Consider the following 21,871-nt stretch of genomic DNA (forward strand, 5'->3'; position numbering starts at 1 on the left):
GTATTAAAAATTAACATTAACACCTACTGAAATTGTTTTTACTCTAGGTGTACCATTTAAATCAACACCTGAAAATTGAGCAACCTCAGTATTTTGCATTTCTGGATTAATTCCTTTGTATTTAGTAAACATAGCCATTCCTTGACCTATAGCATAAATACGGAAACTATCAATTTTAATTTGTTGTGTAAATAACTTAGGTAGAGTGTATCCTAAAGTAATATTGTCCAAAGAGATAAAATCACCATCCTCAATGAAACGAGTAGTTGCATGACCTGTTAAATTGGTAAAAGTATCAGAACCACCTACGATTCTAGGAGTCCAACCATCACCAGGATTTGTAGCACTTTGCCATCTTCCTAAAATTTCGGTACCATTATTTGAGAAATTTTGAACTAACAAGTCTCTACGAGTCGCATTGAAAACTTTGTTTCCTCCACTGAATCTAAACATGAATCCAAAATCTACTCCTTTGTACGTGAAATTATTGTTGATCCCACCATAGAAAGTTGGTAAACTACTACCTAAGACAGCTTTGTCTTTTGCAGCATCTAGACTACTTGCAGCGCCTGCTACAGCTGGGTTAGCTGGGTCAAAAACAGTATATGATGCAGTGTTGATGTTTCCTTGTACCAAAGTGTTATTTGCTTTATAATAAACAGGATTTCCGTTTGCAGGGTTTACTCCGTAATATCTGTATCCATAAAGCGCTTTTAAAGATTCTCCTTCTCTTATTACGTTATAATCGTAAAGGATATCTTGTCCAGAGTACAATTTAGTAACTTCATTGTCTATAAGAGTTAAGTTAGCAGAAATGTCCCAAGTAAAATCTTTTTTAGTCATTTTGTAACTAGCAGAGAACTCTAAACCTTGATTGTACATTGCTCCAACATTCTTGTTGATTGTATTGGTTGGGATTCCTAATGAAGGAGCCGTAGGGGCAGCCAAAATCAATTGATCTACATCATTACGGAAATAATCAAAAGTCAATTTGAATTTATTGTCAAACAAACCTAATTCAACACCATAATCTGTTTTTGCACTTGCTTCCCATTTTAATTGGTCATTACCAAATTGAGAGTAACCAATACCGTTTAATGGGCCATAAGGTGAACTAGTAGTAAGTCCTAAGTAAGGATAGTTTCCTATTTCAGTATTACCAACTTCGGAGTAAGAGGCTCTTACTTTCAATTCAGAAACTACAGAGCTAATAGACTCCATAAAATTTTCTTTAGAAATAGTCCATCCAGCAGAAACTCCTGGGAAGTTATTCCATCTTGTAGCTTCACTCAATTTTGAAATTCCATCTCTACGGATTGTAGCTTGAATGAAATATTTTTTTGCAAAGTCATAGTTAAAACGACCAACATAGGAAATCATTCCATTTTCTGACTGAGACCCACCTGAATCTTTAGTTGCATAAGAGTTTGTAATTAACCCTTTATTGTAAAATTCATCCAATAATGTAGTTCCTGAACCCCAAAAATTCTCGAATTTTTGTTTTTGATATTCCGTTACAGCTGTTACACCAACAGTGTGGTTTTCAGCAAACGTTTTGTTATAAGTCAAGATGTTTTGCCAGTTCCAACGTAGGAATTCGCTACTGTCATTATAGACATATCCTTTACTTGAAAATCCATCCCCGTTTATTGGATTTAGATATTGAAAACCTTTATTGATTGAATTGTCAATACTTCCTTGTATTCTAAAGTTTAAATCGGATGTGATTTTTGCATTCGCAAAAGTACTCATCAAAATTCTGTTTATTTTAGAAGAGTATTTGTTTTTATCAAGTACATAAACAATATTTGGTAGGTTATTTGCGATAGGTACTAGATTGTTCCATTGTCCAACTCTGTTGTTTGCTAAATCGATATTGTATCCTGTTGGATTAGCAGCATCGTAAATAGGAGTGTTAGGCAACATTTTTGTAGCAGCATAAATATTACCAGAAAGTGCATTACCTGTACTACCTCCAGTATTCAAACCGTTATAATCCGTTTTGGTAACACCTAAATTAGTTCCAATATTCAACCATTTAGTTACATTAGCATCAATATTTGTTCTAACGGTATAACGTTTCATATCATTGGCTATTGCAATACCTTTCATGTCTGTAGAACCTAATGATAAATAAAATTTACCTTTATCAGAACCACCACTAACAGCTAAAGTATTGTTTACTTGCATTGCATTGTCTCTCAATGTAGCTTTCTGCCAATCAGTATTGTAAGTTGTACCAGCAGCCCAAGGAGTGAATGGGGCTTGAGTAGCTCCTTTTTCATTTGAAATAGTTATGAAATCAGGAGTTTCTAACAAATCGTACAATTTTGTTGCACTAGAAAAACCAATTGAATTATTGAAATTAGTTTTGATAGAACCTTTTTTACCGCTTTTTGTAGTAATTAAGATAACACCGTTAGCAGCACGAGAACCGTAGATTGCAGTAGAAGCACCGTCTTTTAAAATCTCATATGATTCGATGTCATTTGGATTGATATCCCCCAAACTATTAGTAGCAGCAACACCACCAGTATCGCCTGTAATGATTGGCATGCCATCAACTACAACCAAAGGGTAAGTACCACCAGAGATAGAAGCAACACCTCTAATTCTGAAAATAGGAGCGGCACCTATTATTCCTGAAGGAGTTGTAATTTGAACACCGGCAGCTCTACCTGCTAGTTGAGATTCAAAACTTGGAGTAACCAAATTCTCTAAATCTTTCCCCTTTATAGAGGTAATAGCTCCAGTAACTTCTTTTCTTTTTTGAACACCGTAACCAACAACGACTACTTCTCCAAGTGCAAATTCTTCACTTGCTAATTTTACATTAACAGATATTGAACTTGCGGATTTTTCTGTAGATTTCATTCCTACAAAGCTAAATACCAATTTAGCAGTTGGGTCTGCTTTAATGGTGTATTTACCATCAAAACCTGATTGAGTTCCATTTTTTGTCCCTTTTACTAACACACTAACACCTGGTAAAGGCATTCCTGCATTGTCGGTTACAATTCCTGAAACAGATCTCTCTTGCGCAAAAGTAAGTTGCGCCACAAGTACTACTAGGAGTACTAAGAATCCATTGAACTTTAGTTTCATTTTAAATTATTTTGAATTAGTTGGGCAAAAATCATAATAAATTGTTTACTTTCCTAATGTTAAAATCTATTTTTTCTGCTTATGCTAAAATTTAACATTATAACTAATGCAGGCAAATGTGTTGTAAAATTTCATCTCTTGCTTTGCTGGGTTCCCATTTGTGATGGCTAGTTTTAATATGCCGTTGTTTGTAGCTACGGTTATTCCTAAGCCTATACTGACAAGTTTGTTAGTTTTATTTTTTTCTTCAATCGTCGTTGGGTCTTTGTAGTAACAGTAATCTAGGATTGAATTTAGTTGTAAGTTGGGTGAGATTAAATATCGATATTCTGTAATTACCGAAGTCATAAAATTGGCTTGCAAACTGTTTTCTGAGAATCCTCTAATTGAATTGATACCCCCGAATCGAAATAATTCATTTGTCAAGTAAGTGTTGCTTTTTAAAAAATAATTTTGACTTTTGATGTTTATGCAGTTTTTCTTATCAAAATAAAAATTATTCATTATGTTAAAATTTGCTAAATATTGTTTTTCGGTTTTTGAAGTGGCGATTTCTGTTGTGGTTCTTTTTCCTGTTCCGAAGTTTAGTGTTATGTAGGATTTTATTGGTGCTATTTGATTGGTGTAGTCGCTTTTGGTGAATTCAAAATTTGTAGTTAGAAATGAATTGGTGTAATCGCTCAATTGTGAATTAATTGAGTTCTGTATGTTGCTGGATTCGGTAGATTGGTATCCAATGTAAAATCGCTTATTAATTGTAATTAAGTAGCCAAGATTAATTTCTGTTTTTGTGTTTTGATAAGTGCTGTCTTGTTTGAAAATATTTATAAGTGCTTTGAATCCTATTGGCTTGTTGAATAAATAAGGCAAGTCTATTTTTGCATTGAAAACTTTTTGATCATTCCCGTCATTTTTCCAATAAATAGATAGCTGCTCTCCACTTCGTAATGCGTTTTGTAGTGTAATGTCTAAAAAACCATTTAACGTTGTTTTTTTGTTTTCGGTATTGTTGAAGCCTAAATAGCCATCAAATGTGTTTGTTTTTCTTTTTGCTAAATAGACGTACACTTTTGTAGTGTCTTTTGTGAATAATACCTCTGGAAATTTTACTTGGTTGACGAAACTGAATTTTTCGAATTCATTGTATATTTCATTTACGGTTTCTTGGTTGAATTTTTTTTTTGCGTATTTTTTGTTGATTTGTTTCAGGGCGCCTTTTGGAAAAATATTTTTTTGCTGCTCATTGATGTATTTTAAGACTATTTCATTCAATTGTCTTTTGTTTCCGATTGTAAGTTCTAAATCGGCATATAGTGTTTGTTTTTTTGTTTGAATATTGATGAGTTTTAGTTTTGCGAAAGCATAGCCATTTTGCTCTAATTTCTGGAGGGTTTGTTTTAAGAATGGTTCTACTTGTGTGTAGGGAAGAATGAGTGTGTCTTTTTTTTCGTTGAAGAGATTCAATGAATTGATGTTGTTTTTTACACCTATATATATATGTATGTTTTTTGTCTTGTTTCCGAGAGTGATTTTGGTTAAATAGCTGGAGTCGTTTGTTTTAATGGTCTCTAGAATTTGTTTTTCAATAAAACCATTAGCGGTTAATTTTTCGGACAGTTGGTTTATTTCTTCAATTATAAATTTTGTATTTTGGTGTTTTGATATATAGTCTATAGAGTCTATTATTTTGGTTTCTGCAGTAGTGCTTCCGATTATTTTCAAATGAAAATCTTGAGCTCTTGAAGCTAGGCTGAAAAGGAAAATGGCAACAAGCAAAATTTTAGTTTTCACGAAATTTTTATTTTTAATATATGTGATGCAAATATCAATTGTTTGTGGTAAAAATCATAATATTAGGCGATATTAATGGAGAAGAGTTGTGTGGGACGTTTTTTGATTCTTAAATTATTAATGTCAATTCTCTATTCAGTTTAAAAACAAATGTTTACTTAATGTAAAAATTAATAGATTATGGTTTGTAGAGTAAAAAATAATTTATACATTTGCAACCCCGTAAAAAGCGGGAATTTAATATAATAAGAAATTTTTAGTATTAATTATGCCAACAATTCAACAATTAGTAAGAACAGGAAGAACTCAGATAACTAAGAAGAGTAAATCGGTTGCTTTAGATTCTTGTCCTCAAAGAAGAGGGGTTTGTACGCGTGTTTACACTACAACACCAAAAAAACCAAACTCTGCAATGCGTAAAGTAGCGCGTGTACGTTTGACAAATGGTAATGAAGTGAATGCCTACATCCCTGGAGAAGGACACAATTTACAAGAGCACTCGATAGTATTAGTTAGGGGTGGAAGGGTAAAAGATTTGCCAGGAGTAAGATATCACATCGTTCGTGGTGCGCTTGATACGTCAGGAGTAGCAGGAAGAACGCAAAGAAGATCTAAATACGGAGCAAAACGCCCAAAAGAAGCAAAAAAGTAATTTAAAACGTTATGCTTGTACAAACACGATTTTTCGTGACGGTATGGGTATGAAATTTTATTAAAAAAAAGACATGAGAAAAAGAGCGGCAAAGAAAAGACCACTTTTACCAGATCCAAGATTTAATGATCAACTGGTAACACGTTTTGTGAACAACTTAATGTGGGATGGAAAAAAATCGACAGCGTTTAAAGTATTTTATGATGCTATTGACATCATTGAGTCTAAAAAACAAGATGCTGAGAAACCTTCATTAGAAATTTGGAAGGATGCTTTAACAAACGTTATGCCTCACGTAGAAGTACGTAGTCGTAGAGTAGGTGGAGCTACATTTCAAATTCCAATGCAGATTAGACCAGACAGAAAAATTTCGATGGCTATGAAATGGTTGATTCTTTATTCAAGAAGAAGAAACGAAAAATCAATGGCTCAAAGATTGGCTTCAGAATGTTTAGCTGCGGCTAAAGAAGAAGGAGCTGCTGTTAAGAAAAGAATGGATACTCACAAAATGGCAGAAGCTAATAAAGCATTCTCTCACTTTAGATTTTAATTCTTAAGAAATGGCTAGAGAACTTAAATATACAAGAAATATAGGAATTGCTGCTCACATTGATGCTGGTAAAACAACAACAACAGAGCGTATATTATTCTATACTGGAAAATCACACAAAATTGGTGAAGTACACGATGGTGCTGCAACAATGGACTGGATGGCACAAGAGCAAGAAAGAGGTATTACAATTACTTCTGCAGCTACTACTTGTGAATGGAATTTCCCTACTGAACAAGGTAAAGTTTTACCTGAAACATTGCCTTATCACTTTAATATTATTGATACCCCGGGACACGTTGACTTTACAGTTGAAGTAAACCGTTCTTTGCGTGTACTTGATGGTTTGGTTTTCTTATTTAGTGCTGTTGATGGTGTTGAGCCACAATCAGAAACTAACTGGAGATTAGCAGATCAGTACAGAGTGCCACGTATTGGTTTCGTTAATAAAATGGACAGACAAGGTTCTAACTTTTTGATGGTATGTCAGCAAGTAAGAGATATGTTGAAGTCAAATGCAGTTGCAATCACTTTGCCAATTGGTGAAGAAAATGATTTCAGAGGTGTTGTGGATTTAGTGAGAAACCAAGCTATTGTTTGGCATGAAGAAGGTTTAGGGGCTACTTATGATATTGTGCCTATTCCTGAAGATATGCTAGATGAAGTGAAAGAATACAGGTCGATACTTATTGAAGCAGTAGCTGATTATGATGAGACTTTGCTTGAAAAATTCATGGAAGATGAAAGCTCTATCACAGAGGAAGAAATCAACATTGCATTAAGAGCAGCTGTAATGGATATGGCTATCATTCCTATGATTGCTGGTTCTTCTTTCAAAAACAAAGGAGTTCAATTCATGTTAGATGCAGTATGTAAATATTTGCCATCTCCAATGGATAAAGAAGGTATCGAAGGAATTCACCCTGATGATGCTGAATTATTAGAAGAAGATCAAGTTAAAATATTGCGTAAGCCAGATGTTAAAGAGCCATTCGCTGCTTTAGCTTTTAAAATTGCTACTGACCCATTCGTAGGTCGTTTAGCTTTCTTCCGTGCTTATTCAGGACGTTTAGATGCAGGTTCTTATGTTTTGAACACTCGTTCAGGAAACAAAGAAAGAATTTCTCGTATCTACCAAATGCATGCTAACAAGCAAAACCCAATCGATTATATCGAAGCAGGTGATATTGGAGCAGCAGTTGGATTTAAAGATATTAAAACTGGAGATACTTTGTGTGATGAAAAACACCCAATTATCTTAGAAAGTATGAAATTCCCAGCACCAGTAATTGGTATTGCTATTGAGCCTAAAACTAAGGCTGACGTAGATAAAATGGGTATGGCTTTGGCTAAATTAGCTGAAGAAGATCCTACGTTTACGGTTAGAACAGATGAGGCTTCGGGTCAAACTATTATCTCAGGTATGGGTGAGCTTCACTTAGATATCTTAGTTGATAGAATGAGACGTGAATTCAAAGTTGAAGTAAACCAAGGTGAGCCTCAAGTAGAATACAAAGAAGCGTTTACAAAATCTGCTCAACACAGAGAAACTTACAAAAAACAATCTGGAGGTCGTGGTAAATTCGGTGATATCGTATTTAGACTAGAGCCTGCTGATGAAGTTGATGGTAAAGCTGCTGTAGGTTTACAGTTTATTAATGCAGTAAAAGGTGGTAACGTTCCTAAAGAATATATTCCATCTGTAGAAAAAGGTTTCAGAGAAGCTATGAAAACTGGTCCTTTAGCAGGATACCAGGTAGATAGTTTGAAAGTAACTTTATTAGACGGATCTTTCCACCCTGTGGATTCTGATGCACTTTCTTTTGAGCTTGCAGCAAGAATGGGGTATAGAGAGGTTGCTAAAGCTGCTGGTGCAGTTATATTAGAGCCAATCATGAAAATGGAAGTGATTACACCGGAAGAAAACATGGGAGATATCGTAGGTGATATCAACCGTCGTAGAGGTCAGGTGAATGACATGGGTGATAGAGCTGGTGCAAAAACCATTAAAGCAGATGTGCCATTATCTGAAATGTTTGGATACGTAACTACGTTAAGAACACTTTCATCTGGTAGAGCAACATCTACAATGGAATTTTCACACTACGCAGAAACGCCTTCTAATATTTCAGAAGCAGTTATCAAAAAAGCAAAAGGAAACGCATAATCTTTAAGAAAATGAGTCAAAAAATCAGAATAAAATTAAAATCTTACGATCACATGTTGGTAGACAAGTCTGCTGAGAAGATTGTAAAAACGGTAAAAAGTACCGGTGCAGTTGTTACGGGACCAATTCCATTGCCAACACACAAAAAACTTTTTACAGTTCTACGTTCTCCACACGTTAACAAAAAAGCGAGAGAACAATTTGAAGTAATGTCATACAAGAGATTAATTGACATTTATTCATCTTCATCTAAAACTATTGACGCTTTAATGAAACTTGAATTGCCAAGTGGAGTTGAAGTAGAAATCAAAGTTTAGTTACTTTAAGAGTAAAAAGGAACGCTGTTTTTAGGCAAAAAATATTTTTTTGGTTTGTATGTAAATAAGTTATACATTTGCACCCACTAAAAAAATAGGATTTGCCTAAAAGCTGCGTTCTATATTTATATTTAATAATTAATAATTAATATTTATGTCTGGGTTAATTGGTAGAAAAATCGGCATGACTAGTATTTTCGACGAAAACGGGAAGAATATTCCTTGTACAGTAATTGAAGCTGGTCCATGCGTTGTTACCCAAGTCAGAACCAAAGGTGTTGACGGGTACGAAGCGTTGCAACTTGGTTTCGATGACAAAAACGAGAAACATTCCACAAAAGCGGCTTTAGGTCACTTTAAAAAAGCGGGAACTGTAGCTAAGAAAAAAGTCGTTGAATTCCAAGATTTCGCAACTGAACAAAAATTAGGAGATCTTATTGATGTTTCTATTTTTGCTGAAGGAGAATTTGTAGATGTACAAGGTGTATCTAAAGGTAAAGGTTTTCAAGGGGTTGTAAAACGTCACGGTTTTGGTGGTGTTGGTCAAGCAACTCACGGTCAACACAACCGTTTAAGAGCGCCAGGTTCTGTAGGAGCTTCTTCTTATCCATCTAGAGTATTCAAAGGAATGCGTATGGCTGGGCGTATGGGAGGAGATAATGTAAAAGTTCAAAACCTTAGAGTTTTAAAAGTAGTTGCTGAAAAGAACCTACTTGTTATTAAAGGATGTGTTCCTGGATGTAACAACTCTTATGTAATCATTCAGAAGTAATGGAAGTAAAAGTATTAGATTTCAACGGAAAAGATACTGGAAGAAAAGTTCAACTTTCTGATTCAGTATATGCAATTGAGCCAAACAATCACGCAGTATACCTTGATGTTAAGCAATATCTTGCTAATCAAAGACAAGGAACGCACAAAGCTAAAGAAAGAGCTGAAGTAGCGGGAAGTACACGTAAGATTAAAAAACAAAAAGGAACAGGTACTGCTCGTGCGGGTAGTGCAAAAAACCCTTTGTTTAAAGGTGGTGGAACAGTTTTCGGACCAAGACCAAGAAGTTATTCATTCAAATTGAATAAAAGCTTAAAACGTCTTGCTAGAAAATCTGCTTTCTCTATTAAAGCAAAAGAGTCAAATATAATTGTACTTGAAGACTTTAATTTTGAAACGCCAAACACTAAAAATTTCATTAACGTTTTGAAAGCTTTAGAGTTAGAAAACAAAAAATCACTGTTCGTGTTGGGTGATACAAATAAAAATGTATATTTGTCCTCACGTAATTTAAAGGCGGCTAATGTCGTAAGTAGCTATGAATTAAGTACTTACGCTATTTTAAATGCTAATAATTTAGTGCTTTTGGAGAGTTCTTTGGAAGTAATTGAAGAAAATTTAAGTAAATAATAGGATATGAGCATCATAATTAAACCTATAGTAACGGAAAAAGTAACCAAAGAAAGTGAAGTTTTAAACCGTTTTGGATTCTACGTTAACAAAAAAGCAAACAAAGTGCAAATTAAGAAAGCTGTTGAAGCTGCTTATGGAGTAACTATTTTGAGTGTTAACACGATGAATGTAAGACCAGACAGAACTACAAAATACACTAAAAGTGGTTTAATCAGTGGAAAGACTAATGCTGCTAAAAAAGCATTCGTTCAAGTACAAGAAGGAGAAACAATTGATTTTTACAACAATATCTAAGATAAAATGTCAGTAAGAAAATTAAAACCTATTACCCCAGGTCAGCGATTTAGAGTTGTGAATGGTTATGACGCCATTACAACTGATAAGCCGGAACGCTCTTTGATAGCGCCGATAAAAAACTCTGGTGGTAGAAATAGTCAAGGAAAGATGACCATGCGTTATACGGGTGGTGGTCACAAGCAGAGATATCGTATTATTGATTTCAAACGTACAAAAGAAGGAATTCCGGCTACAGTGAAATCAATCGAATATGATCCAAATCGTACTGCGTTTATCGCTTTGTTAGCTTATGCTGATGGAGAGAAAACTTATGTTATTGCTCAAAACGGATTGAAAGTTGGTCAGAAATTAGTTTCTGGTCCAGAATCTCAACCAGAAATTGGAAATACATTACCATTAAGCAGAATTCCTTTAGGAACTGTTATTTCTTGTATCGAATTGAGACCGGGTCAAGGAGCTGTAATCGCTCGTTCAGCTGGAACATTTGCTCAATTAATGGCAAGAGATGGGAAATATGCAACAATTAAAATGCCTTCTGGAGAAACAAGATTGATCTTGTTGACTTGTTCGGCTACAATTGGAGCGGTTTCTAATTCAGACCACCAATTAGTTGTATCAGGAAAAGCTGGTAGAACAAGATGGTTAGGTAGAAGACCTAGAACAAGACCTGTTGCAATGAACCCTGTCGATCACCCAATGGGTGGTGGTGAAGGACGTTCTTCTGGTGGACATCCACGTTCAAGAAATGGAATACCAGCTAAAGGTTATAGAACTCGTTCTAAGAAAAACCCGAGTAACAAGTATATCGTAGAACGTAGAAAGAAATAATAAGATATGGCACGTTCATTAAAAAAAGGACCTTTCGTTCATTATAAGTTAGACAAGAAAGTTCAAGAAAACATAGCAGGTGGGAATAAAGGAGTGGTTAAGACATGGTCTAGAGCTTCTATGATTACTCCAGACTTTGTTGGGCAAACTATCGCAGTTCATAACGGTCGTCAATTTGTACCAGTTTACGTAACAGAAAACATGGTAGGTCACAAATTAGGAGAATTTTCACCAACTAGATCTTTTAGAGGTCATGCTGGAGCAAAAAATAAAGGTAAAAAATAAGAAGCAATGGGAGTTCGTAAAAGAGAAACAGCAGACGCAAGAAAAGAGGCTAACAAGTCTTTGGCCTTCGCAAAGTTAAATAACTGCCCTACTTCACCTAGAAAAATGCGCTTAGTAGCAGATCTAGTAAGAGGTCAGAAGGTAGAAAGAGCATTAAACATCTTAAGATTTAGTTCTAAAGAAGCTTCAAGAAAATTAGAAAAATTGGTTTTATCTGTAATTGCCAACTGGCAAGCAAAAAACCCTGAAGCTAATATGGAAGAAGCGGGTTTATTTGTTAAAGAGATCAGAGTAGATGGTGGAATGATGTTGAAAAGACTTCGTCCAGCTCCACAAGGTCGCGCACACAGAATTAGAAAACGTTCTAACCACGTAACAATCGTGCTTGGAGCTATCAATAACACACAAAGCAATTCTTAAGCAGCATGGGACAAAAGACAAATCCAATTGGAAATAGACTTGGTATCATCAGAGGATGGGACTCAAACTGGTATGGTGGAAATGATTACGGTGATAAACTTGCCGAAGATCACAAAATCAGAAAGTACATCCATGCTCGTTTATCAAAAGCTAGTGTATCGAAAGTAATCATTGAGAGAACTTTGAAACTTGTAACCGTTACTATCACTACTGCTAGACCTGGTATCATTATCGGAAAAGGTGGACAAGAGGTAGACAAGTTGAAAGAGGAACTTAAGAAAATTACTGACAAAGAGGTTCAAATCAACATCTTTGAAATTAAAAGACCTGAACTTGACGCGTATCTAGTTGCTACAAGCATCTGTCGTCAAATCGAAAGCAGAATTTCTTACAGACGTGCAATCAAAATGGCTATTGCTGCTTCTATGCGTATGAACGCAGAGGGTATCAAAGTTTTGATTTCTGGTCGTTTGAATGGTGCAGAGATGGCTCGTTCAGAAGGTTTCAAAGAAGGTAGAATTCCTCTATCAACTTTCAGAGCTGATATTGATTATGCACTTGCAGAAGCTCATACTACTTATGGTAGAATGGGAATCAAAGTGTGGATCATGAAAGGTGAAGTTTATGGGAAGAGAGATCTTTCTCCACTTGCAGGAATGGACAAAAAACAACCTGGTGGTGGTAAAGGTGGAGATTCTCCTAGAGGAGACAGAAAGCCTTTTAATAAAGGTGGTAAACCAGACGCTCGTAAACGAAAGTAAATTTTTAAACTAAAGAAAAATGTTACAGCCTAAAAGAACAAAATACCGTAAGGTACAAAAAGGTAAAATGAAAGGAAATTCTCAAAGAGGACATGAACTTTCTAATGGAATGTTTGGTATTAAATCTGTACATGAAGATGGAATGTTCTTAACCTCTCGTCAAATCGAAGCTGCGCGTATTGCTGCAACTCGTTTTATGAAAAGAGAAGGACAATTATGGATCAAAATATTTCCAGACAAACCTATCACTAAGAAACCTCTTGAGGTACGTATGGGTAAAGGTAAAGGTGCAGTTGAGTATTGGGCTGCCGTTGTTAAACCCGGAAGAATTATGTTTGAAGTTGGAGGAGTTCCTTTATCAGTTGCAAAAGAGGCATTACGTCTTGCAGCTCAAAAGCTTCCAGTAAAAACCAAATTCGTAGTTGCTAGAGATTTCGAAGCATAATCTATATTATATTATGAAACAATCAGAAATAAAAGATCTTTCTGCAGCGGAGTTGCAAGAAAAACTTAGCCAGACTAAGAAGGCATATGCCGACCTGAAAATGGCTCACGCTATTTCACCAATTGAGAACCCACTTCAAATTAGAGGTGTAAGAAGAACAGTTGCAAGATTAGCTACGGAACTTACTAAAAGAGAATTACAATAATTCTGCTGAAAGATGGAAGAAAAAAGAAATTTAAGAAAAGAAAGAGTTGGGGTTGTTACTTCAAACAAAATGGATAAATCCATTGTAGTTGCTCAAGTAACAAAAGTTAAACACCCATTATACGGTAAGTTCGTGTTGAAAACAAAGAAATTTGTGGCACATGACGAAACAAACGACTGTAACATAGGAGATACTGTAAGAATTAGCGAAACGCGTCCTTTAAGTAAATCAAAATGTTGGAGATTAGTTGAAATCCTAGAAAGAGCTAAATAATTATGGTACAACAAGAATCAAGACTAAAAGTAGCAGATAACACGGGAGCAAAAGAAGTTTTAACTATCCGTGTTTTAGGAGGTACCAAAAGAAGGTATGCCTCTGTTGGAGACAAGATTGTAGTTTCTATCAAAGATACAGCACCTAACGGAAGCGTTAAAAAAGGAGCTGTTTCAACTGCAGTTGTTGTACGTACCAAAAAAGAAGTGAGAAGAGCTGATGGTTCTTATATCCGTTTCGATGATAATGCATGTGTTCTTTTGAATGCTGCAGGGGAAATGAGAGGAACTCGTGTTTTTGGTCCGGTAGCAAGAGAACTTCGTGAAAAACAATTCATGAAAATTGTATCATTAGCACCAGAAGTGCTTTAATTCGTTTTAAGATGATAAAGCTAAAAATAAAATCAGGAGACATTGTAAGAGTAATTGCTGGAGACCACAAAGGTGCTGAAGGTAAAGTATTACGTGTGTACCGTGAGAAAAACAAAGCAATTGTTGAAGGTGTAAACATGGTTTCTAAACATACGAAACCTAGTGCAAAAAGCCCTCAAGGTGGTATTGTAAAGAAAGAAGCTCAGATTCAAATTTCGAACATCTCTCTAATTGATCCTAAAACTAAGGAAGCAACAAGAGTGGGTATCAGAGTTGAAGGAGATAAGAAAGTAAGATTTTCAAAAAAATCTAATCAAGTACTATAGTAATGGCATATATACCTAGACTAAAAGAAGAATATAAGAGTAGAGTTATCTCTGCTCTTAAAGAAGAATTCGGTTACACAAACGTAATGCAAGTTCCTAAATTGGAAAAAATCGTTTTGAGTAAAGGAGTTGGTGCAGCAGTATCTGATAAAAAATTGATTGACTATGCAGTTGATGAATTAACAAAGATTACTGGACAAAAAGCAGTATCTACAATTTCAAAGAAAGACGTTGCGTCTTTCAAATTGAGAAAAGGGATGCCTATTGGAGCAAAAGTTACTTTGCGTGGAGAAAGAATGTATGAGTTTTTAGATAGACTTATTACTTCAGCTTTACCACGTGTTAGAGACTTCAGTGGTATTAAAGCTACTGGTTTTGACGGTAGAGGAAACTATAATCTTGGTGTTTTAGAACAAATCATTTTCCCTGAAATTGATATTGATAAAGTAAATAAAATATCTGGAATGGACATTTCTTTTGTTACTACTGCTAAAACAGATAAAGAAGCAAAGTCATTGTTGGCTGAATTAGGTTTACCTTTTAAAAAGAATTAAGATATGGCTAAAGAATCAATGAAAGCCCGTGAGGTTAAGAGAGAAAAAACGGTAGTAAAGTATGCTGAGAAAAGAAAAGCTTTGTTAGAAGCTGGAGATTTCGTAGGTTTGCAAAAATTACCGAAAAATGCTTCGCCAGTTCGTTTGCACAATCGTTGTAAATTAACAGGTAGACCAAGAGGGTATATGCGTCAATTCGGTATTTCACGTGTAACATTCCGTGAGATGGCTAACAATGGATTGATACCAGGTGTTAAAAAAGCATCTTGGTAGAAAAATATTCAGACGCGAGTAATCGCGTCTGTTTTTCACATTTATAAACTGGTTTCAGGTTCGATTACGTTTAATCGAAAACCGTTACCGCAAATCAATACTTATGTATACAGATCCTATTGCAGATTATTTGACGAGAGTTAGAAACGCTGTGGCTGCAAACCACAAAGTTGTCGAAATTCCAGCATCTAATCTAAAAAAAGAAATAACAAAGATCTTATTTGATCAAGGTTATATCTTAAGTTACAAATTTGAAGACAACGCTGTTCAGGGTTCAATCAAAATCGCTTTGAAGTATGATAAAGATACTAAAGAGTCAGTAATTAAAGATATCCAAAGAATTAGTAAACCAGGTTTACGTAAATATTCAGGTTCTTCAAACATTCCTAGAATCCTTAACGGATTAGGAATTGCTATTGTTTCTACTTCTAAAGGTTTAATGACTGGAAAGAAAGCTAGACAATTGAATGTTGGTGGCGAAGTAATTTGTTACGTATACTAATTTTAAAGACTATATAAGATGTCAAGAATAGGTAAAAGCCCAGTAACAATACCAGCTGGAGTAACTGTTTCGGTTGCTGATGGTATTATTACGGTAAAAGGAAAAAATGGTCAACTAACACAGGAGTTTTCGGACGTAACTGTAACAGTTGAAGGAGATCTAGTTCAAGTGAATAGATCATCTGATCACAAAGACCAAAGAGCAAAACACGGATTGTACAGATCTTTAATCAATAACATGATTATCGGTGTAACAGAAGGTTTTACAAAATCTTTAGAATTGGTAGGAGTTGGTTATAGAGCTTCAAATCAAGGACAAAAATTAGATTTAGCACTTGGTTATTCTCACAATATTGTTTTAGAAGTAGCTCCTGAGGTAACTCTTGAAACTATATCTGAAAAAGGTAAAAACCCAATTGTGAAATTAACATCATTAGATAAACAACTTTTAGGTCAAGTAGCGGCAAAAATTAGAGGTTTCCGTAAGCCTGAGCCGTACAAAGGAAAAGGTGTTAAATTTGTAGGTGAAGTATTAAGAAGAAAAGCAGGTAAATCAGCTTAAAAAATAACATTATGTCATTAACAAAACCTGAAAGAAGACAAAGAATTAGATTCAGAATTAGAAAAACGATCAGTGGTACTGCTACTAATCCAAGACTATCTGTTTTTAGAAGTAATAAAGAAATTTACGCTCAACTTATTGATGATGTAAATGGAGTTACTTTATTGGCTGCTTCTTCAAGAGAAAAAGAAATAGGAAAAGGTACGAACATTGAAGTGGCAACTGCAGTTGGGAAACTAGTAGCAGAAAAAGCTTTGAAAGCTGGTATAGATGTTGTAACATTCGATAGAGGAGGTTATTTATATCACGGTCGTATTAAATCATTAGCAGAAGGCGCGAGAGCGGCTGGACTTAAATTCTAATATAGTATGTCTAATAGTAAATACAAGAATGTAGAGCTAGTAAAACCAAGTGGTCTTGAATTAAAAGATCGTTTGGTAAGTGTAAATCGTGTTACTAAAGTTACAAAGGGTGGTAGAGCTTTTGGTTTTTCTGCTATTGTAGTTGTAGGTGATGAGAATGGAGTAGTTGGACACGGATTAGGAAAATCTAAAGACGTTTCTGAAGCAATTGCGAAAGCAGTAGAAGATGCAAAGAAAAATCTAGTAAAAATTCCTTTGAATGGTCAATCTGTTCCTCACGAACAAAAAGGTAAATTTGGTGGTGCACGTGTATTTTTAATTCCTGCCTCTCATGGTACAGGAGTTATTGCTGGTGGAGCTGTTCGTTCAGTTCTTGAATCAGTAGGAATTCATGATGTATTATCTAAATCACAAGGATCTTCAAATCCTCACAACGTAGTAAAAGCAACTTTTGATGCTTTATTACAAATGAGAAGTGCTTATACTGTTGCAAAACAAAGAGGCGTTTCTTTAGAAAAAGTTTTTAAAGGTTAATTCAAGGAAATTATGGCTAAATTATTAGTAAAACAAGTTAGAAGCAAAATCAACTGTCCTCTTACACAAAAAAGAGGTTTGGAAGCTTTAGGTCTACGTAAAATGGGACAAGTTGTAGAGCATGATTCAAATCCTACAATCCTTGGGATGATAAATAAAGTTAAACACTTAGTTTCTGTTGAAGAAGCTAAATAACAAATACTGTTATGAATTTAAGTAACTTACAACCTGCTGAGGGTTCTACACACAATCAAAATAAAAGATTAGGTAGAGGAGAAGGTTCTGGAAAAGGTGGTACTTCTGCAAGAGGTCACAAAGGAGCAAAATCTCGTTCTGGTTATTCTAAAAAGATTGGTTTTGAAGGTGGGCAAATGCCGCTTCAAAGACGTGTGCCTAAGTTTGGTTTCACGAACATCAATCGTAAAGAATACGAAGGTGTTAATCTTGATACTCTTCAATTATTAGTTGATAATGGAGTAATTACAGATGCTGTTGATATGACAGTTTATGTAGCTAATCGTCTTGCTACCAAAAATGAAATCGTTAAGATTTTAGGTAGAGGAGAATTGACAGCAAAATTAAAAGTAACTGCTCACAAATTTACTGCTACTGCAAAAGCCGCTATTGAAGCTGCTGGTGGAGAGGCTGTAATCATGTAATTTTTCAATTAAGATGAAGAAATTTATTGAATCAATAAGTAATGTTTGGAAAATAGAAGAACTAAAAAATAGAATTCTTATTACTTTAGGTCTACTTCTTGTTTATCGTTTTGGTGCTCAAGTTACGCTTCCTGGAATTGACGCAACTCAATTGACTGGATTAGCGGGACAAACCAAAGATGGATTAGGATCTATTCTAGACATGTTTACCGGAGGTGCATTTTCTAAAGCTTCAGTTTTTGCTTTAGGAATAATGCCTTATATTTCTGCATCTATTGTTGTTCAACTTATGGGAATTGCGATTCCTTACTTGCAAAAACTACAAAGTGATGGGGAAAGTGGTAGAAAAAAAATCAATCAAATTACCCGTTGGTTAACTATCGTTATAACTTTAGTACAAGGACCAACTTATATCTACAATCTTTACAGAACTTTACCTAGTTCAGCTTTTATTTTAGGGTTTAACTCTTTCGAATTCTTGTTTTCTTCAGTGGTTATCTTGGTTACTGGTACAATTTTTGCCATGTGGTTAGGAGAAAAAATTACTGATAAAGGAATTGGAAACGGAATTTCCCTTTTGATAATGGTTGGTATTTTGGCTAGGTTGCCACAAGCTTTCATTCAAGAATTTACGACAAGAGTTACTAATAACAATGGTGGACCAATGTTATTGGTTATTGAAATCATTATTTGGTTGCTTGTTATTATTTCTTGTGTTTTGTTAGTTATGGCTATTAGAAAAATTCCAGTGCAGTATGCTCGTCGTACTACTTCTGGTGATTTCGAACAAGATATGATGGGTGGTAACAGACAATGGATTCCATTAAAGCTTAATGCATCTGGTGTAATGCCAATTATATTTGCACAAGCAATTATGTTTATTCCTGCTGCTGTTGCTGGTTTGTCTAAATCAGATGCATCTCAATCTATTGTCGGAGCTTTTAGTAACATGTTTGGATTTTGGTATAATTTAGTTTTTGCAACTTTGATAGTTGTATTTACTTTCTTTTATACTGCAATTACAGTGCCTACTAACAAGATGTCTGATGATTTAAAGAGAAGTGGTGGTTTCATACCAGGTGTAAGACCAGGTGTTGAGACTTCAGATTATCTTGATAAAGTGATGTCTTTAATAACTTTTCCAGGATCTTTATTTCTTGCTTTGATAGCTGTGTTCCCAGCAATTGTTGTAAGTCTTATGGATGTTCAACAATCTTGGGCTATGTTTTTTGGAGGGACTTCATTGATAATTATGGTTGGAGTTGCAATAGATACGATTCAACAAATTAATTCATACTTGTTAAACAAACATTATGACGGTTTGATGAAGAGTGGTAAAAATAGAAAAGCAGTAGCTTAACTTATGGCAAAACAATCAGCAATAGAACAAGACGGATCTATCATCGAAGCATTATCAAATGCGATGTTCCGTGTAGAGTTAGAAAATGGACATATCGTAATTGCTCATATTTCTGGAAAGATGCGTATGCATTACATCAAATTATTACCTGGTGATAAAGTGAAACTAGAAATGAGTCCTTATGACTTGTCAAAAGCAAGAATTACTTATAGATATTAAAGGATATTCACTATGAAAGTTAGAGCATCAGTAAAAAAGAGAAGTCCCGAGTGCAAAATTGTGCGTAGAAAAGGGAGATTGTACGTAATAAACAAAAAGAATCCTAGATTTAAACAAAGACAAGGATAATTATGGCAAGAATAGCAGGGGTAGATATCCCGAAAAATAAGAGAGGTGTTATAGCACTTACCTACATCTTCGGATTAGGAAATAGTAGAGCAATTGAGATTTTAGAAAAAGCTCAAGTTAGCCAAGATAAAAAAGTTCAAGATTGGAATGATGACGAGATCGGAGCAATTCGTGAGGCGGTATCAGCTTTCAAAATTGAAGGAGAATTACGTTCTGAGGTTTCTTTGAACATCAAACGTTTAATGGATATTGGTTGTTATAGAGGTATCCGTCATAGAACTGGTCTTCCATTAAGAGGACAAAGAACTAAAAACAACTCTAGAACAAGAAAAGGTAAAAGAAAAACTGTTGCTAACAAGAAAAAAGCAACTAAATAATAAGTAATATGGCTAAAGCAACTGCAAAAAAACGTAAAGTTATCGTTGAATCAACGGGAGAAGCTCATATTTCTGCTACCTTCAATAACATCATCATTTCTTTGACTAACAAAAAAGGTGAAGTTATTTCTTGGTCTTCAGCTGGTAAAATGGGTTTTAGAGGTTCTAAAAAGAACACTCCATACGCGGCTCAAATGGCAGCAGAAGATTGTAGTAAAGTAGCTCTTGAGGCTGGACTTAAAAAAGTAAAAGTGTATGTAAAAGGACCAGGAAACGGACGTGAGTCTGCTATCCGTTCTTTGCATAACGGTGGAATTGAAGTTACAGAGATTATCGATGTTACTCCAATGCCTCACAATGGATGTCGTCCTCCAAAAAGACGTAGAGTTTAATACTCAAAAATTATTATAGTATAAACCTAGATTGAAAAAAGATTATCGAAGGATAAGACCTGAATTCATAATCTCAATCTTAAACAATTTAAAATGGCAAGATATACTGGTCCTAGTACAAGAATCGCTCGTAAATTTGGCGAGGCAATTTTCGGAGACGATAAAGCTTTCGAAAAAAGAAATTACCCACCTGGTCAACACGGGATGGCTAAAAAAAGAGGTAAAAAATCTGAATTTGCTGTCCAGTTAATGGAAAAGCAAAAAGCTAAATATTCTTATGGAATTTTAGAAAAACAATTCAGAGGTTTATTCAAAAAAGCATCAGCTACTAAAGGTGTTACTGGTGAAGTATTGTTACAATTGTGTGAAGCAAGATTAGATAACGTTGTTTTTAGAATGGGTATTGCTCCATCTAGAAGAGGTGCTCGTCAAATCGTTTCTCACCGTCACATTACTGTAAATGGAGAAAATGTAAATATTCCTTCTTACCACTTGAAACCAGGTGATGTAGTAGGTGTTCGTGAAAAATCTAAATCTTTAGAGGCTATCGAACGTTCTTTATCAAATTCAAGTCATGTTTATGAGTGGATTACTTGGAATAATGAAACTAAATCAGGTACTTTTGTTACTGTTCCTGCTAGACTTCAAATTCCAGAAAACATCAAAGAACAATTAATCGTAGAGTTGTACAACAAATAATAATTGACTTAGTCGAAATTTATGGCAATATTTAATTTTCAGAAGCCCGATAAAGTTATCATGATCGATTCAACCGATTTTGAAGGTAAATTTGAATTTAGACCTTTAGAACCAGGTTACGGATTGACCGTTGGTAATGCACTTAGAAGAGTTTTGCTTTCAGCATTAGAAGGTTATGCAATTACATCTGTTCGTATAGAAGGTGTAGATCATGAGTTTTCTACTATTTCAGGAGTTGTTGAGGACGTTACCGAAATTATCCTTAATCTTAAACAAGTGCGTTTCAAACGTCAAATTGAAGATATCGATAATGAATCAGTTACTATTTCTGTTTCAGGTAAAGATCAATTAACAGCTGGTGATTTTCAAAAATTCATCTCAGGTTTTCAAGTTTTGAATCCAGAACTAGTTATCTGTAATTTAGATAGTAAAATCAAACTGAATTTCGATTTAACTATCGAAAAAGGTAGAGGATATGTTCCTGCTGAAGAGAACAAAAAACAGAATGCTGCAATAGGAACTATTTTTACTGACTCAATTTTTACTCCGGTAAAAAATGTGAAGTATGGAATTGAAAACTTCCGTGTAGAGCAAAAAACAGATTACGAAAAATTGGTTTTTGAAATAAAAACTGATGGTTCTATAAATCCTAAAGATGCTCTTACTGAAGCTGCAAAAGTTTTAATTCACCATTTCATGTTGTTTTCTGATGAAAGAATTACACTAGAGGCTGACGAAATTGCACAAACAGAATCTTATGACGAAGAGTCATTGCATATGAGACAATTGCTTAAAACTAAGCTTGTTGATATGGATTTATCTGTAAGAGCATTAAATTGCTTGAAAGCGGCTGAAGTTGATACACTTGGTGATTTAGTATCGTTCAACAAAAATGACCTAATGAAATTCCGTAATTTCGGTAAAAAATCTTTAACAGAACTAGATGAACTAGTAGCTATTAAGAATTTGAACTTCGGGATGGATTTGGCAAAATACAAACTAGATAAAGAATAATTAAGTCCCCACTAAAAGTGGGGGTTAAATTTACATAGC

Annotated in this window: 33 protein-coding genes; 31 read left to right on the plus strand and 2 right to left on the minus strand. The window is 34.8% G+C overall.

The features are described 5' to 3' along the window. Window positions 1-3 precede the first annotated feature (3 nt). Both DB891_RS06595 and DB891_RS06600 read right to left on the minus strand, forming a co-directional pair. The gene (locus DB891_RS06595) at window positions 4-3,105 is read right to left on the minus strand and encodes a SusC/RagA family TonB-linked outer membrane protein (RefSeq protein WP_116761836.1); all 3,102 of its coding nucleotides are present in this window, start codon (window positions 3,103-3,105) and stop codon (window positions 4-6) included. 84 nt (window positions 3,106-3,189) lie between these two features. Further along, entirely contained in the window at window positions 3,190-4,896 is a 1,707-nt protein-coding gene (locus tag DB891_RS06600) for a BamA/TamA family outer membrane protein (protein ID WP_116761838.1), read from the minus strand. A gap of 268 nt (window positions 4,897-5,164) precedes the next feature. On the opposite strand from DB891_RS06600, the gene rpsL reads away from it, so the two are divergent. The 31 genes from rpsL (at window position 5,165) to DB891_RS06755 (ending at window position 21,832) form a co-directional block, all read left to right on the plus strand. Further along, on the plus strand, window positions 5,165-5,548 hold the full coding sequence (gene rpsL, locus DB891_RS06605; protein ID WP_007136570.1) for a 30S ribosomal protein S12: 384 nt from the start codon (window positions 5,165-5,167) through the stop codon (window positions 5,546-5,548). Between the two features lie 73 nt (window positions 5,549-5,621). Further along, entirely contained in the window at window positions 5,622-6,098 is a 477-nt protein-coding gene (gene rpsG, locus DB891_RS06610; protein ID WP_035668130.1) for a 30S ribosomal protein S7, read from the plus strand. Window positions 6,099-6,108: 10 nt separating this feature from the next. After that, window positions 6,109-8,265: an elongation factor G gene (gene fusA / locus DB891_RS06615; protein ID WP_116761841.1), complete on the plus strand. Its 2,157-nt coding sequence runs from the start codon at window positions 6,109-6,111 to the stop codon at window positions 8,263-8,265. A gap of 11 nt (window positions 8,266-8,276) precedes the next feature. Then, window positions 8,277-8,582 (plus strand): 30S ribosomal protein S10, encoded by a 306-nt coding sequence (gene rpsJ / locus DB891_RS06620; RefSeq protein ID WP_011963470.1) that lies wholly within the window; start codon window positions 8,277-8,279, stop codon window positions 8,580-8,582. A 154-nt stretch (window positions 8,583-8,736) separates the two neighbouring features. Beyond that, window positions 8,737-9,354, plus strand: coding sequence for a 50S ribosomal protein L3 (gene rplC / locus DB891_RS06625; protein ID WP_066081043.1), 618 nt, complete (start codon window positions 8,737-8,739; stop codon window positions 9,352-9,354). Further along, a complete protein-coding gene (rplD, locus tag DB891_RS06630; RefSeq protein WP_116761843.1) occupies window positions 9,354-9,983 on the plus strand; it encodes a 50S ribosomal protein L4 in 630 nt (209 codons plus the stop codon). Before rplC ends, rplD begins: the two co-directional genes overlap by 1 nt. A 6-nt stretch (window positions 9,984-9,989) precedes the next feature. Further along, a complete protein-coding gene (rplW, locus tag DB891_RS06635; RefSeq protein ID WP_116761845.1) occupies window positions 9,990-10,280 on the plus strand; it encodes a 50S ribosomal protein L23 in 291 nt (96 codons plus the stop codon). A gap of 6 nt (window positions 10,281-10,286) precedes the next feature. Next, the gene (gene rplB, locus DB891_RS06640; protein ID WP_059114053.1) at window positions 10,287-11,111 is read left to right on the plus strand and encodes a 50S ribosomal protein L2; all 825 of its coding nucleotides are present in this window, start codon (window positions 10,287-10,289) and stop codon (window positions 11,109-11,111) included. A 6-nt stretch (window positions 11,112-11,117) separates the two neighbouring features. Beyond that, window positions 11,118-11,396, plus strand: coding sequence for a 30S ribosomal protein S19 (rpsS, locus tag DB891_RS06645; RefSeq protein ID WP_007136562.1), 279 nt, complete (start codon window positions 11,118-11,120; stop codon window positions 11,394-11,396). Window positions 11,397-11,402: 6 nt separating this feature from the next. After that, complete coding sequence (rplV, locus tag DB891_RS06650; RefSeq protein ID WP_035668120.1) at window positions 11,403-11,816, plus strand: 50S ribosomal protein L22; 414 nt, start codon at window positions 11,403-11,405, stop codon at window positions 11,814-11,816. 5 nt (window positions 11,817-11,821) lie between these two features. Continuing rightward, entirely contained in the window at window positions 11,822-12,577 is a 756-nt protein-coding gene (gene rpsC, locus DB891_RS06655) for a 30S ribosomal protein S3 (protein WP_116761847.1), read from the plus strand. 19 nt (window positions 12,578-12,596) lie between these two features. Beyond that, entirely contained in the window at window positions 12,597-13,022 is a 426-nt protein-coding gene (gene rplP, locus DB891_RS06660; RefSeq protein ID WP_007803637.1) for a 50S ribosomal protein L16, read from the plus strand. 13 nt (window positions 13,023-13,035) lie between these two features. Further along, window positions 13,036-13,227 carry a 50S ribosomal protein L29 gene (rpmC, locus tag DB891_RS06665; RefSeq protein WP_026707011.1) on the plus strand — a complete coding sequence of 64 codons (192 nt, stop codon included), beginning with the start codon at window positions 13,036-13,038 and terminating at the stop codon, window positions 13,225-13,227. A gap of 12 nt (window positions 13,228-13,239) precedes the next feature. Next, entirely contained in the window at window positions 13,240-13,500 is a 261-nt protein-coding gene (rpsQ, locus tag DB891_RS06670) for a 30S ribosomal protein S17 (RefSeq protein ID WP_026707010.1), read from the plus strand. A gap of 2 nt (window positions 13,501-13,502) precedes the next feature. Continuing rightward, complete coding sequence (gene rplN, locus DB891_RS06675) at window positions 13,503-13,871, plus strand: 50S ribosomal protein L14 (RefSeq protein WP_026717863.1); 369 nt, start codon at window positions 13,503-13,505, stop codon at window positions 13,869-13,871. A gap of 11 nt (window positions 13,872-13,882) precedes the next feature. Further along, on the plus strand, window positions 13,883-14,197 hold the full coding sequence (gene rplX, locus DB891_RS06680) for a 50S ribosomal protein L24 (protein WP_116761849.1): 315 nt from the start codon (window positions 13,883-13,885) through the stop codon (window positions 14,195-14,197). A gap of 2 nt (window positions 14,198-14,199) precedes the next feature. Beyond that, window positions 14,200-14,751: a 50S ribosomal protein L5 gene (gene rplE / locus DB891_RS06685; protein ID WP_077377755.1), complete on the plus strand. Its 552-nt coding sequence runs from the start codon at window positions 14,200-14,202 to the stop codon at window positions 14,749-14,751. 3 nt (window positions 14,752-14,754) lie between these two features. Next, the gene (gene rpsN / locus DB891_RS06690; RefSeq protein WP_116761851.1) at window positions 14,755-15,024 is read left to right on the plus strand and encodes a 30S ribosomal protein S14; all 270 of its coding nucleotides are present in this window, start codon (window positions 14,755-14,757) and stop codon (window positions 15,022-15,024) included. Between the two features lie 103 nt (window positions 15,025-15,127). Then, window positions 15,128-15,526 (plus strand): 30S ribosomal protein S8, encoded by a 399-nt coding sequence (gene rpsH / locus DB891_RS06695; RefSeq protein WP_116761853.1) that lies wholly within the window; start codon window positions 15,128-15,130, stop codon window positions 15,524-15,526. An 18-nt stretch (window positions 15,527-15,544) separates the two neighbouring features. After that, window positions 15,545-16,087, plus strand: coding sequence for a 50S ribosomal protein L6 (gene rplF, locus DB891_RS06700; protein ID WP_116761855.1), 543 nt, complete (start codon window positions 15,545-15,547; stop codon window positions 16,085-16,087). Window positions 16,088-16,098: 11 nt separating this feature from the next. Further along, complete coding sequence (gene rplR / locus DB891_RS06705) at window positions 16,099-16,449, plus strand: 50S ribosomal protein L18 (protein ID WP_116761858.1); 351 nt, start codon at window positions 16,099-16,101, stop codon at window positions 16,447-16,449. A 6-nt stretch (window positions 16,450-16,455) separates the two neighbouring features. Continuing rightward, the gene (gene rpsE, locus DB891_RS06710) at window positions 16,456-16,983 is read left to right on the plus strand and encodes a 30S ribosomal protein S5 (protein WP_035668102.1); all 528 of its coding nucleotides are present in this window, start codon (window positions 16,456-16,458) and stop codon (window positions 16,981-16,983) included. A 12-nt stretch (window positions 16,984-16,995) separates the two neighbouring features. Continuing rightward, window positions 16,996-17,178: a 50S ribosomal protein L30 gene (rpmD, locus tag DB891_RS06715; RefSeq protein ID WP_027310825.1), complete on the plus strand. Its 183-nt coding sequence runs from the start codon at window positions 16,996-16,998 to the stop codon at window positions 17,176-17,178. An 11-nt stretch (window positions 17,179-17,189) separates the two neighbouring features. Further along, window positions 17,190-17,642, plus strand: coding sequence for a 50S ribosomal protein L15 (gene rplO, locus DB891_RS06720; RefSeq protein WP_116761860.1), 453 nt, complete (start codon window positions 17,190-17,192; stop codon window positions 17,640-17,642). Window positions 17,643-17,655: 13 nt separating this feature from the next. Next, complete coding sequence (secY, locus tag DB891_RS06725; RefSeq protein ID WP_116761862.1) at window positions 17,656-19,002, plus strand: preprotein translocase subunit SecY; 1,347 nt, start codon at window positions 17,656-17,658, stop codon at window positions 19,000-19,002. 3 nt (window positions 19,003-19,005) lie between these two features. After that, window positions 19,006-19,221 carry a translation initiation factor IF-1 gene (infA, locus tag DB891_RS06730; protein WP_007136545.1) on the plus strand — a complete coding sequence of 72 codons (216 nt, stop codon included), beginning with the start codon at window positions 19,006-19,008 and terminating at the stop codon, window positions 19,219-19,221. Between the two features lie 12 nt (window positions 19,222-19,233). Further along, window positions 19,234-19,350, plus strand: coding sequence for a type B 50S ribosomal protein L36 (gene ykgO / locus DB891_RS06735; protein WP_008992256.1), 117 nt, complete (start codon window positions 19,234-19,236; stop codon window positions 19,348-19,350). A 2-nt stretch (window positions 19,351-19,352) separates the two neighbouring features. Further along, window positions 19,353-19,727, plus strand: coding sequence for a 30S ribosomal protein S13 (gene rpsM, locus DB891_RS06740; RefSeq protein ID WP_073210387.1), 375 nt, complete (start codon window positions 19,353-19,355; stop codon window positions 19,725-19,727). 8 nt (window positions 19,728-19,735) lie between these two features. Next, window positions 19,736-20,119 (plus strand): 30S ribosomal protein S11, encoded by a 384-nt coding sequence (gene rpsK / locus DB891_RS06745; protein WP_024981527.1) that lies wholly within the window; start codon window positions 19,736-19,738, stop codon window positions 20,117-20,119. Window positions 20,120-20,212: 93 nt separating this feature from the next. Further along, entirely contained in the window at window positions 20,213-20,818 is a 606-nt protein-coding gene (gene rpsD / locus DB891_RS06750; protein ID WP_116761864.1) for a 30S ribosomal protein S4, read from the plus strand. Between the two features lie 21 nt (window positions 20,819-20,839). Next, complete coding sequence (locus DB891_RS06755) at window positions 20,840-21,832, plus strand: DNA-directed RNA polymerase subunit alpha (protein WP_116761866.1); 993 nt, start codon at window positions 20,840-20,842, stop codon at window positions 21,830-21,832. Window positions 21,833-21,871 lie beyond the last annotated feature (39 nt).

Origin of the sequence: Flavobacterium laiguense, assembly GCF_003097655.1 — a bacterium.
Classification (GTDB): domain Bacteria; phylum Bacteroidota; class Bacteroidia; order Flavobacteriales; family Flavobacteriaceae; genus Flavobacterium; species Flavobacterium laiguense.